This window comes from Mesorhizobium sp. P2_A12, from assembly GCF_056405075.1.
On sequence record NZ_JBFUCU010000009.1, the window covers coordinates 138,740 to 150,948 of the forward strand.

The following is a 12,209-nucleotide window of genomic DNA, read 5'->3' on the forward strand; positions in this document are numbered from 1 at the left end:
GCACCGGCTATTTGTTGCACGCCCTGCCGCCGTGCGGCCGACCCCGCCTATTGCATATCCGGGCCCGCGACGCCATTGTCCGGCCAGTCATGCCCCTCTGCAACGGGCATTCGCAGAATCCTTGCAAGCACTTGGAGGCGTTTGTTCATGCCTGTCGCATCGGTCGGCCTGAAATCCATGTCCTTGCCGGAATTCGGCGAGCCGACGGTGATGCCGCTGGTTGCGCGCGCCACCCACGAAGCCCGCATCGCGGCGCTGACGGCACTGGGCGCCAAGGCCGGCCTCGATGCCTTCGCCATCTATGGCGATCGCGAACACGCGGCCAACGTCGCCTATCTCTCGGGCTATGATCCGCGCTTCGAGGAAACGCTGCTGATCATCGTTCCCGGCAAGCAGCCAAGGCTTCTCGTCGGCAATGAAGGCTGGGGCTATGCCGAACTCTGCGACGGGCCATACGAACGTGTCCTCTACCAGACGTTCTCGCTGCCGGCGCAGCCGCGCGATCGCTCGGACGCGCTGCCCGACATCCTCGCCGGTAGCGGCCTGAGGCCCGGCCAGCGCATCGGCGCCATCGGCTGGAAGCCGTTCGGCGCTGGCGATGCCGGCTTTGGCGAGACGGCGCTCGACCTGCCCTCCTACATCGCCGATACGCTTCGCGCGCTTGTCGGCGACAAGGGCGCGGTCGTGAACGCGGCCAATCTGCTGATGAACCCCACCGACGGGCTGCGCGCCATCAACGAGGCCGACCAACTGGCTGCCTTCGAGTTCGCCGCGACCTTCACCTCGCAGGGACTGCGCAATGTCCTGCAAGGCATCGAGCCTGGCATGACCGAATTGCAGGCGGCCCGGCTGATGGGCATGAACGGCTTACCGCATGGCTGTCATCCGATGCTGTCGGCGGGCAAGCGCGCCGCCTATGGCCTGCCCAGCCCGCGCACCGACATCATCCGGCGTGGCGACCCGATCACCATGGCCTATGGCATCCAGGGTGCGCTCAATGCCCGCGCCGGTTTCCTCGCCGAGGAGGCATCCGAACTTCCGCATGCCATCCGCGACTATGTCGAAAGACTGGTCGCGCCCTATTTTGCCGCTGTCGTCGACTGGTACGAAGCGATCGGCATCGGCACCACGGGAGGCACGCTGTGGAAAGCGGTGCATGACCGCATAGGCGATCCCTTCTTTGGTGTTTCACTCAATCCCGGCCATCTCGTCCATATCGACGAATGGATGCATTCGCCGGTGTTTTCCGGCTCCGACATCAGACTTCGATCGGGCATGGCACTGCAGGTCGACGTCATCCCGGCGACCGGCAGCGACTATTTCACCACCAATATCGAGGACGGCATCGCGCTCGCCGACGAGCCTCTGCGCGAGGAGATCGCGGCGCGCTATCCCGAGGCCTGGAGCCGCATCGAGGCGCGACGCGGCTTCATGGCGGATGTACTCGGCATCCGCCTCAAGCCGGAGGTGTTGCCCTTCTCCAACATTCCGGCGTTTCTGCCGCCGTTTTGGCTTTCGCGCAACAGTGCGATGACTGTGACCGGGCGCTGAGCACATTTCGGCTGGACGCGACTTAGTTCTGCCGCACTCTGGCTGTCCGGGATGTCGCGGGGGTAGGCAGGCCTTTTGGCCGGAGTTGGAATTTCTGAGTGCCTTTGAAGAATATCTTTGCCGTTGTCCTTATCTTGCTCGTCGCCGGCTGCGCCGGCACGCAAACACAGGAACTGCTTGGCAGCGCCATCGTCGCGACGCCGGTGACGGAGATCGCCGGCAACCACAGCATCTTCATCGCGACGACGCGCAAGAAATCCGACGATCCCAACAAGGTCTTCGACGGCGAGCGCTCGGCCACGCTGAATTACGCCCGCGTCACCGTCACGGTGCCAGGTTCCCACCAGACCGGCCAGATCGAGCGCCGGTCGCGCGGCAAATCCGACGACCCGGCGAAATATTTCATGGCGTCCGAAGTCGTCGGCTACGACGCGCAGCCGAAGTTCTCCAGCGCGCTCGACGCTGACATCGCGGCGCGCGGCGGCCGCGTCATGGTCTTCGTCCATGGTTACAACACCGGCTTCGATGATGCCGTCTACCGCTTGACCCAAATCGTCCATGATTCCGGCTATCCGGGCACGCCGGTGCTGTTTTCCTGGGCCTCGGGCGCCAAGACCACCGACTATGTCTATGACAAGGAAAGCGCCAGCGCGGCCCGCGACCAGCTCGAAGTGACCTTGAGGATGCTGGAGCAGTCCGGAGCGCGGCGCATCGACATCGTCGCCCATTCGATGGGAACCTGGGTGACGATGGAAACACTGCGCCAGATGGCCATCAGCGGCGACCGCGATCTCGGCGGCAAGCTCGGCGACGTGGTGCTGGCCTCGCCCGACATCGATGTCGATGTGTTCAAGAGCCAGATGAGGCGCTACGGCAAGCCTGACAAACCATTTATCCTGCTGTTGTCCGACGACGATCGGGCACTCAGGCTCTCCGGCCTGATTGCCGGCTCGCGGCCACGCGTCGGCGACTACAAGGATGCCGCCGATCTTGCCTCCTACGGCGTGACCGTGGTCGATCTTTCAAAGGTCAAGGGAAGCGATAGCTTCAACCACACCAAATTCGCCGACAATCCCGAACTGGTGAAGATGATCGGCCAGCGGCTGCGCGACGATGACGGCTTTGCCAGCGATCGTGACGTGACCGATCGCATCGGCCTGCTCGGGAAATAGAGGAAATCCCCCGATTTTGCCGTGCCTGTTCAGCATTGCAGACATCTAGGCGCACTTTGAACTGGACCGCGCCGAGCTCTGGCTTTATCGGAATATCCAGCGACGTCATGCGTTTGACGTCCCCCTTTGCGGAGCCGGCGTGTGACCGTGCGTTCGAAGAGCTACCTTGTCGTCGCATTCGCGCTGGCTGTCACCGGCTGCGCCGGCCAGAAAACCCATGATCTGCTCAACAAGACGACGATCACGGTGCCCGCTTCCGACATCGCTGCGACGCATGAGATCTTCGTTGCCACCACCCGGCAGAGGGCAACAAAGAACCCGCGACAGGTCTACGACGGCGACCGTTCGCTGACCACCAGTTTTGCCCGGGTCGACGTGACCGTTCCCAAAAGCCATCAGCTCGGTGCCATCGAGCGGGTCAAGGGATCCGCAAACAGCAATCCGGCCAAGGATTTCACCGCCAAGGACGTGACCTTCTATGAAGGCGCGCCGCAATTCGCCAAGGCGGTCGGCGCAGACATCGCCATGAGCGGCGGACGTGCGCTGGTTTTCGTGCACGGCTTCAACAACGGTTTCGACGACGGCATCTATCGGCTGACACAGATTGCCCACGACACGAAATATCCCGGCACTCCGGTGCTATTTTCCTGGGCGTCAAGCGGCAAGACGACCGGTTATATCTACGACAAGGAAAGCGCCAACGCGGCGCGTGACGACCTCGAGGCGACGCTCAGGATGCTGGCCAGGACGCGGGTGAAGAGCATCGACATCATCGCTCACTCGATGGGAACCTGGGTGACGATGGAAGCGCTGCGGCAGCTCGCCATCATCGGCGATCGCGACCTCGGCGGCAAGCTCGGCTATGTCATCCTGGCCTCACCGGACATCGATGTCGATGTGTTCAAGAAGCAGATGATCCGCTACGGCAAGCCGGACAAGCCGTTCGCCATCCTGCTCTCGGGCGACGACCGCGCGCTCAAGCTGTCTTCCCTGATCTCTGGCGATAAGCCGCGCGTTGGCGATTACAGCAATGCCGCCGACCTTGCCAGCTATGGCGTGGTCGTGGTGGACCTGACCAAGACCAAGAGCGGCGACCGTTTGAACCATGCCAAATTCGCCGACAACCCGATCCTGGTGCAACTGCTCGGCGACCGGCTGCGCACACCGGCCGCTCTACGAGCGGACGAGCCCGACGCGGTGCGGTTCGATAACATCGGCCAGGGTATAGGCAAGGCCGTCGGCTCGGTCGCCGAGGTCGTGATCACCACGCCGTTCAGGGTGCTGACCGTCGGCGCTGGCGGGTGATCAGCCGAGCGCCGACGGCTGATCTCAGACGAAAAGATCGACCTTCTGAAACGTCGTCACATCGATCAGCCCGACGTCGGAAATCCTCAGTTCCGGAATGACGACCAGTGCCAGCAGCGAGTGCTGCATATAGGCGTTGTTCAACGAACAGCCCATCTTCCGCATCGCTTCGGTCAGCTTCTCGGCCTTGGCGGCGACGATTTCCGCCCGCTCGTCCGACATCAGCCCCGCGATCGGCATTTCGACCAGCGCCAGTTCCTTGCCCTTGGAGAACAGCACGACGCCGCCGCCGACCTCGCCCAGTCGGTTCACGGCCAGCGCCATGTCCTGCTTGTTGGTGCCGACGACGATGATGTGGTGCGAATCGTGCGCCACGCTGGAGGCCATGGCGCAATCGCCCATGTAGCCGAAACCGGAGACGAAGGCATTGGTGACGCCGCCGGTGCCCTTGTGGCGCTCGACCAGCGCGATCTGGCAGATATCGTTGCGGCGATCCATGGCGACCAGCCCGTCCTCGACCGGCAGGTCGGCCTCCAATGCCCGCGTCGGCGCCTGGTTTTCGATGACGCCGATGACGCGCACGCGCACCTCGTTGGCGCCCTTGGGAGCCGCGATGTCGAAGTCGCCGGTCTTGAGTTTCTTGCCGAGTTTGACGGTGTTCTTGGCCGTCTTCGGGTAGTCGTAGGCAGGAATGTCGATTTCGAGCTTGCCGCCCTTGGCCAGCCTGACGCCACGAGCGTAGACCTCATCGATGGTCATCGCGGAGAGATCCGAGACAATCAGCAGGTCGGCCAGCCGCCCCGGCGCGATCGAGCCGATCTCGCGTTCGAGCTTGAAATGCTGGGCGGTGTTGAGCGTCGCCATCTGGATTGCCGTTACAGGCTTCAACCCTTGTTGGATTGCGTGCCGCACCACCCGGTCCATATGGCCTTCATGGACCAGCGTACCGGAATGGCTGTCGTCCGTGCACAGGATGAAGTTGCGCGGATCGATGCCGCTCTCGGTCACCGCCTTGATCTGCGAGGCGACATCATACCAGGCCGAGCCCAGCCGCAGCATCGCCTTCATGCCCTGGCGCACGCGCGCAATGGCATCCTCGGCCCGCGTGCCCTCGTGGTCGTCTTCCGGCCCGCCAGCGACGTAGCCGTGGAACGGCAGGCCGAGATCGCGCGAGGCATAGTGGCCGCCAACCGTTTTCCCCGCTTTCACGGTCGCCGCGATCTCGCCAGACATGACCGGGTCGTTGGCGGCGACACCGGGGAAATTCATCACTTCGCCCAGCCCGATGATGTTTTCCCAAGTCATCGCTTCGGCGACATCGGCGACCGTTAGCTCGGCGCCGGCATGTTCCAGCCCTGGTGCCGAAGGCACGCAGGACGGCATCTGCACATGCACATTGACCGGCATCGCGACCGCTTCGTCATGCATCAGCCGCACGCCGGGCAGGCCCAGCACATTGGCGATCTCGTGCGGATCGATGAACATCGAGGTGGTGCCGTGCGGAATGACGGCGCGGCAGAACTCGGTGACCGTCACCATGCCGCTCTCGACATGCATATGCGCGTCGCAAAGGCCGGGAACCAGATAGCGCCCGCCGGCGTCGACCACCTTTGTGCCCTGGCCGATGGCATGGCTGGCGTTCGGCCCGCAATAGGCGAAGCGCCCGCCGGCAATGGCGATGTCGGTCCCGGCGATGATCTCGCCAGAATGGACGTTCACCCAGCGGCCGTTGCGGATGACGAGATCGGCGGGTTTGCGGCCCATGGCGACATCGACCAGCTGCGTTGCCATCTCGGTCCAGGGTTTCGGTTTCGTCGCATGCGCCGATGGCTTCTTGGCCATGAAAGACTCCTGTTTGCCCGACTGTGCCAAGCCAGTGTGGTTTTGACCAGCATCAAACTGGCACCTGTCGCGCCTTGACAAAGGCTGTTCGGCCTTACGAAGGCTACTGCGCGCCGACGTCGACAGTGACTTTCGCCTTTCCGGCCGAAATTTGTTCGGCGAGACGCCTGAGTTCGCCCTTGGCGAACCTGCCGCTGATCATGACCTCGCCGCCGAGGATGGGTTCGACCAGCCGCGGCGACATCACGACGTTGCCGCCGACGCTGAGATCAATCGTCTTCCCGACATTCGCCTTTGTGACAGCGGCGAATGCCCGCCCACTGTCCGGCGTCATCTTGAGGTTGAGCGCCACTTGTCCTGGTGCCGAATCGGGTACCACCATGGCCTTGGCGATGGCCAGCGTCAACGGCTCGGCCATGGCAAGGCCGCAGGCGAGCAGCACGACGGCTGTTGCAGCGATCGGGCCAAACAGGACGCGCATCGGGAATTTTCTCCACAAACCGCCGATCTTGCACGGCGACGCTGCCGCGGCAATGCCGCTTGTCTCCGGCCTGGCGGCACCGGGCTTGCGACCGGCATCGGCCAGAATAGGATTCCGTTTTGTCGTAAATCGGGTTACCCTTCCGGAAAGGGCCTTTCTGAATTCGTCATTTCGGGGAGTTCGATGTGCGTCGCCTGATGGTCGCAACTGCCGGTTTTCTCGCTGCCCTGGCCGTGCCGGCTTCCGCAGCCGACCCCACCGTCGACGTCCCGATGACCGCGCCCGGCTTCGACTGGACCGGCTACTACGCCGGCTTGCAGGCCGGATATGGCTGGGGCCAGTCCGATATCACGGGGACGGGGGGCGAGCCTTTTTCCGTCTCGCCCGACATCGACGGCGGTTTTGTCGGCGGCCATATCGCCGGCCTGTGGCAGTTCGACCAGGCGGTGATCGGCGCCGAGGCCGACCTCAACTACTCCTCGGTCGACGGCACGACCGAGGCGGAGCCGGGAAACACTTTCGGCACCGACGTCAAATGGTTCGGATCAATCAACGCCAAGGCCGGCTACGCAATGGACCGGCTGCTGGTCTACGGCATCGGCGGCATCGCCTTTGCCGGCATCGAAACGTCGCAAGCGACGGCCACAGCGTTCGACAGCTCACGCACGAGTGTCGGCTGGGCCGTGGGTGCCGGCGTCGACTACGCGCTTACCGACAAGTTCGTCGTCGGCGCCCAGTATCGCTACTATGATTTCGGCTCGGAGCATTTTGACGCGTCCGGCGATTTCACCGACCGCGACCAGGATGTGAAGCTGAACACGGTGGGCATAAATTTGAGCTACAAGTTCTGAGCCTCGCCAGCGGCCTGGCGCGACCCGGCCAAGGCCGTGGCTCAAGAAGCTCTCTGGTGGAAGGGGCGGCCGACGCCCCCAGTTGGGCGGGGTGATGGGTTGGGCTGAGAAGCGCCGGCCTGGGCGGGTTTGATCCGCCGAGTAGTATCATACCAGTACCTCCGGCGCGCATAATTCCGTGATCGCACCAGTACGATCAAACCGCCCGGTCTGGCTTCCGTATTCAGACCTGACCAGGGACACGACTTGACGGCCCGCATCCTGACATCTGAAAAAGGCAGGCCTGCGGAAGTGGTGGAATTGGTAGAGGCAAGGGATCTTAGATGCGAGCCAAGCCGTCCAGACGCGTCCTTCGCAGTCTTGGCCAGCCTTGTTTTCCGGGCTTTGCAGGCGCTACCTGAGCCCGACATATCTATCGATCCCTACCCTTCCCTGCTCTTCCGGTGCCAATTGCGGTGCCAAATCAAAAGCCCGCCACCTTGAGGCGGGCCTTTGGCGGCGCGGTGTACCTCATCCGGCTGTACCTCATAGAGCCATCTTGCATTGCGCGTTCTTCCCTGCACTCCATCAGCAGCGGCCCGCTTCAGGGAAACGCTCAAAGCTGGTTGACCGGAGGAGAGGTTGACCAGGATTTGTTCAAGTACCACGAGGGACGTACCTCGTGTTTCCGCCTTGAAGAGGCCCGCCGTCGTTAGCTAGGCGGGCCAAGACGAGAAGGAGAACGAACTTGGACACCTTATTAGCGCTTGCCGCTCTGGCCGTATCTCTGGTTGCACTTGGCATGTCCGTCTACTTCTGGAGGCGACAATTTCGCCCGATCGTAACGGCCGCGGTCAAAACTCACAGCGGCGGAAACGATGGGATTGCCTACAATCTCGTGGTGCTGAACTCTGGATCAATTCCCGCGAAAAATATCCGCCTGATCGTTCACGACCAGGCCGGCCTCAAAGCGGCGCTCGGAGTCGGTGCCAATGAGGATGCCAAAAAGCGGTGGCTGGCGTGTTTCACCCAGTCGACGGAAATTCCACTCCTCCAAAACGGCGATAAGACGACCTGCTCGTTCGGGATGACGCACAGCGATCCGCGGCAAAGCTTTTGGAAACCGCAGGCCCAGTTTTGGATCCGCATTGAATATGAAGGTTGGTTCGGCGCTAAGTACGATTCGGACCCACTTAACGTTTTGCAGATCGCCGATTCGGACAGCTTCACCGGAGGGATGTGGGCACCGGTGAGAAACCCGCCACCAGGGACAGCAGGAATGTCTCAAACTGGGTCGAAACTCAGCTTCCGTCCACCGTCCGGCATTCCACGGGCATCTCCCCAGCGTCCTGTTCGCCATCCTCGATCAACGCGGTATCATCGACCTTCATCGTGAGCCGCTGATCGGTTCCTACGGTCCGGCCGAGCTAAGGCTCGTCTGCATCCTTGTCGTGCGGCTCGTCCAGCACGTCGCCGCGGTGTTCGCTTCCGGCTTCGCACTCGTCTTTGCTTGGGAACGTGGCGCATGCCCAGCCAAGGTGCGGTTCCACGACCTTACACCCCATGCTTCCGCGTTGATCGCCAGCAGGCTCGATGTGGTTGCAATCAGCCGTCGCCTAGGGCATGCGTCACCTGTGGTCACGCTGTCAGTCCACGCCCATCTGTTCACACGGTCGGACGAAGGTGTTGCAGCGGCGATTGAAACCGCGATGAGAATGGGCGCAGAACAGTAATCCGGCCTTTCAGTGCCAATCCGGTGCCAAGCGGGCTTGAATGGCTGGACCTATGTTCGCTTAAGTGCTTGTAATCGCGGCCTGCGGACGTGGCGGAATTGGTAGACGCAAGGGACTTAAAATCCCTCGATCTCTGATCGTACGGGTTCGATTCCCGTCGTCCGCACCACTCTTGGCTCACGCGCCCCCAGGCAAAAGGCTCCCTCGGACGAACCAGGGACCGCAGCCGAACGGCTGCCGGCGCGCAGTGTCACGCCAGCGGCTTGGCGAAAAGGCTCTTCGCGGCCTCTTGGTGAGGCCAGCGCCCTTACTTGATATAAACCAACACGTAGCGGTTCTTGTAGGGCTGGTAATACTTCGTCCCGCATTTCCAGACCACGGCGCCACCGCTGTAGGTGGTCTTCACACATCCTTTGGGCAGGGTCGTGATGTAGATGGTCGTCCTCTGGATCACCACCGTCTTTGCTTCCGCCGGGTTGACGAGGCGAAAGCCCAAAATGCCGTCAAAGCCGTCGCCGGCCACCGAAGAGATCGCGAGCAAGCCACAGATGGCGACCGCACGATAGAACGAACTGCGACTGATCATAAGCTTCCCCTTCCCTTTACTTGCCGCTCCGGCAGCCTACCAGCAACGCGCAAAGCCTCAAAGGACTTAAAATCCCTCTATCTCTGATCGTACGGGTTCGATTCCCGTCGTCCGCACCATGTTGAAATCAACTCTCAATGAAGAAGCCAGCCACGGTCAGGCAGCGGACCCTTCGTCACGCCCCTGCGATCAGGAATTCTTATCGCCATTTGGATTTGGTGCCGGGGCCTCTCGCACGTCTCGCGGTGGAGGATCGACATGTTCAGGCTCCGGCGATGCTTCCTTGTCGGGACGACGGAGTGACTTCTTCGTGTCAGGCTTCGGTGGCGGATCGTTGACTTTGCTTGGCATGTCCACTTCCTCCCGTCCCCCTGAAACCGGATCACCGCTCTCTTGTTCCGTGAGCCCGTTTAAAAGGCTCGCCATGTGAGGCACGGCTGTACCTCATCCGGGTGTACCTCATAGAGCCATCTTGCATTCGGGGTTCGTCCCTCACACTCCGTCGGCAGCAGCGCGCTTCAACCTTTCGGTGGTAGCCCTTCATGCGGATGCGCTCTGGTTCTTGCATTAGCGCGAGCGCATGCTTCGGGTCAGCCAGCACAGCGCCTCCTCGAGCCCGGACTGGTTAGGCCCAGCGGCCACCGCTGCTAGTCCCCTAGCAAGTCGCTGGGCCGCCCCGGGAAGAATGCACTCCCGTCAGCACTTCACCTTCGGCGCGATCTCCTCGATCCTCACCTTGTCGCCGATCTCCCTTGCCGCCGCCAGCGCGCTTTGGCCTGTCTTTGGTGGTCCAGCACGGTCCGCCAATGCGGCTTATCGAGAACGCTCGGTTGCGGCCGGTTTGTGCTTCCACCTTTTGCTACTTCCTTCGTTCATATGGGTGTGTTCCTCTTATATTAGCAGTAGCATATATATCGTCGCCAGCCGGCGCCGCCCCAACCCGCCCCGCCGGTCAGGCCCAGCCGCCTAGCTGCCGGTCACACCTAGCAACCAGGCCGCTGGGCCGCCCCGCCCGGGTCGTGTCCCACCGCATAGTCGGCATGATCCAAACGGCAAAAATCCAGGCTCCGCGCCACTCGCTGAAATCGTCAAACACGTCCCGCACCAGTTTCCCAATGCATCGACTCGCGATCCGGGCCGACCTGTCGATCAGCGCCTGGACATCCAGCTTTGTGGAATTGCGGCACAGCGGCCATTAGCAGGGGAAAACGTCCGAACAGGCTTCTGTTGCAGGGTAGCTAATATTAGGTTGGCTTCAGCCGGCTTGCCCCAACAAGAAGCCCCAAGCCGGCTAGGCTCGGCGGCCTCTCGTCACCCCGATCGGCTGTCGAGCCGCCTGAAGGCTGATGGCAGAATGAAAAGCCTCGCCGCTCCATTTGCGAAGCGGCGAGGCCCCCACCCACCCCAATGCCGGCCCCAACACCCGGCATTGCTGACAGTGCAAATCTGGTGCCAAGCGCAAATGACCCATTACGGGACATCTGCGTGCATCAGTTTGGGCGGCCGTCGGCCAAGATTGGTCCGGCCGGAATCGCGCGCGGGCGCAGGCGTGGCACGGTTCTTGCTCCGACAGCTTCAGACATGCCGGGCGCAAGACGCTGTTCCACATCGACACCGGCGTGTGAGGTTGGGACAATGATGTCGCGCAAGCTTCTGTTCGGCCTTCCCGCAGTGTTCCTGGTCACGGCCCTGGGGGTAGCCCTCTTGTCGTCAGAGACCTCATGGGAATTTCTGACGGCGATCCAGTCCGATTCGGTCTTTTGTTCAAGCGGTCCCTCACGCGAGACCGTATCGGCGTCGGCTTCAACGTCACGGACTTTGCCGTCATGTGGATAGCACAGCCAAAATTCGGAAACGAACAGCCGCCCGCAGTGTCTTACCGAGATTGGGTCATGGGACGTTTGGCCTTGATCACTCGGTTGGCATCAGCCTTCCGCGAATTTGTTGCACCGCGCTACCGGCCGGAACTTCACTATATGCGCGGCCCCGGGCCGGCCTCCGCGCGCCGGGCGCGCGAACGCTAAATATCCCACGGCCAACCGTCCCTATTCGGCCATCTATTCGAGAGCCAGCCTTTCGACAGGATGCAAGCGCCGGAAATCGATCAAGCAGGGATCGGATTCAGCTTCAGATGCTGGATCAGGATAATGGTCTTGGCGTCGATGATACGGCCATCGGCAATGCCGGCCAGTGCCTCGTCGAGCGGCATTTCCAGCACTTCGATGTCTTCGCCCTCGTCCGGCGCGCCGCCGCCGGCCGAGATGCGGTCGGCAGGCGAATAGCGGGCGACGAAGAACCAGAGCCGTTCGGTGACGCTGCCCGGGCTCATATAGGGTGAAAACAGCCGTTCCACGTTCTGCAGTCGGTAACCCAGTTCTTCCTCGGCCTCCTTGCGGATGCAGGTTTCCGGATCGTTTTCGTCCAACAGGCCGGCACAGGCCTCGATCAGCGGCTCGCGGTGGCCGGTGACGTAGGCGGGATAGCGGAACTGGCGCACCAGAAGCACGGTCGAGCGCGAGGGATCGTAAGGCAGGATCACCGCGCCGTCGCCGCGATCATAGGTCTGGCGGATCTGCGTTTCCCACTGTCCGTCACGCCGGCGGTAGTCGAGGACGGTCTTCTTCAGGACAGCCCAATCGTCCGAGAGGATTTCCTCCGAACGGATGCGAATGCGATCTTCCATCGTGGTCTCCATGCTACCCGGTCGAG

At 62.2% G+C, this 12,209-nt stretch carries 9 protein-coding genes and 1 tRNA gene; 6 read left to right on the top strand and 4 right to left on the bottom strand.

All coding sequences use genetic code 11. The features are described from left to right. Positions 1–147: 147 nt before the first annotated feature. The 3 genes from AC1DZU_RS20345 (at position 148) to AC1DZU_RS20355 (ending at position 4,028) form a co-directional block, all read left to right on the top strand. Positions 148–1,551: an aminopeptidase P family N-terminal domain-containing protein gene (locus AC1DZU_RS20345; RefSeq protein WP_477287703.1), complete on the top strand. Its 1,404-nt coding sequence runs from the start codon at positions 148–150 to the stop codon at positions 1,549–1,551. Positions 1,552–1,649: 98 nt separating this feature from the next. Beyond that, a complete protein-coding gene (locus tag AC1DZU_RS20350; RefSeq protein WP_477287705.1) occupies positions 1,650–2,723 on the top strand; it encodes an alpha/beta hydrolase in 1,074 nt (357 codons plus the stop codon). Between the two features lie 141 nt (positions 2,724–2,864). Next, positions 2,865–4,028, top strand: coding sequence for an alpha/beta hydrolase (locus AC1DZU_RS20355; protein ID WP_477287707.1), 1,164 nt, complete (start codon positions 2,865–2,867; stop codon positions 4,026–4,028). A 24-nt stretch (positions 4,029–4,052) separates the two neighbouring features. Here the strand turns inward: AC1DZU_RS20355 and ade are convergent, their stop codons facing one another. Continuing rightward, a complete protein-coding gene (gene ade / locus AC1DZU_RS20360; RefSeq protein WP_477287709.1) occupies positions 4,053–5,870 on the bottom strand; it encodes an adenine deaminase in 1,818 nt (605 codons plus the stop codon). A 103-nt stretch (positions 5,871–5,973) separates the two neighbouring features. After that, entirely contained in the window at positions 5,974–6,351 is a 378-nt protein-coding gene (locus AC1DZU_RS20365; RefSeq protein ID WP_477287711.1) for a SecDF P1 head subdomain-containing protein, read from the bottom strand. Positions 6,352–6,536: 185 nt separating this feature from the next. On the opposite strand from AC1DZU_RS20365, the gene AC1DZU_RS20370 reads away from it, so the two are divergent. The 3 genes from AC1DZU_RS20370 to AC1DZU_RS20380 all read left to right on the top strand — a co-directional run bounded on the left by AC1DZU_RS20370 (position 6,537) and on the right by AC1DZU_RS20380 (position 9,083). Beyond that, positions 6,537–7,202 carry an outer membrane protein gene (locus AC1DZU_RS20370; protein ID WP_477287712.1) on the top strand — a complete coding sequence of 222 codons (666 nt, stop codon included), beginning with the start codon at positions 6,537–6,539 and terminating at the stop codon, positions 7,200–7,202. 727 nt (positions 7,203–7,929) lie between these two features. Then, a complete protein-coding gene (locus AC1DZU_RS20375) occupies positions 7,930–8,577 on the top strand; it encodes a hypothetical protein (RefSeq protein ID WP_477287714.1) in 648 nt (215 codons plus the stop codon). Positions 8,578–8,997: 420 nt separating this feature from the next. Next, positions 8,998–9,083: transfer RNA gene (locus AC1DZU_RS20380), tRNA-Leu, on the top strand. Between the two features lie 138 nt (positions 9,084–9,221). On the opposite strand, the gene AC1DZU_RS20385 is transcribed toward AC1DZU_RS20380, so the two are convergent. Together AC1DZU_RS20385 and AC1DZU_RS20390 are read right to left on the bottom strand one after the other, a co-directional pair. Further along, positions 9,222–9,500 carry a hypothetical protein gene (locus AC1DZU_RS20385; RefSeq protein ID WP_477287716.1) on the bottom strand — a complete coding sequence of 93 codons (279 nt, stop codon included), beginning with the start codon at positions 9,498–9,500 and terminating at the stop codon, positions 9,222–9,224. A gap of 2,104 nt (positions 9,501–11,604) precedes the next feature. Beyond that, entirely contained in the window at positions 11,605–12,183 is a 579-nt protein-coding gene (locus AC1DZU_RS20390) for an NUDIX domain-containing protein (RefSeq protein WP_379097208.1), read from the bottom strand. Positions 12,184–12,209 lie beyond the last annotated feature (26 nt).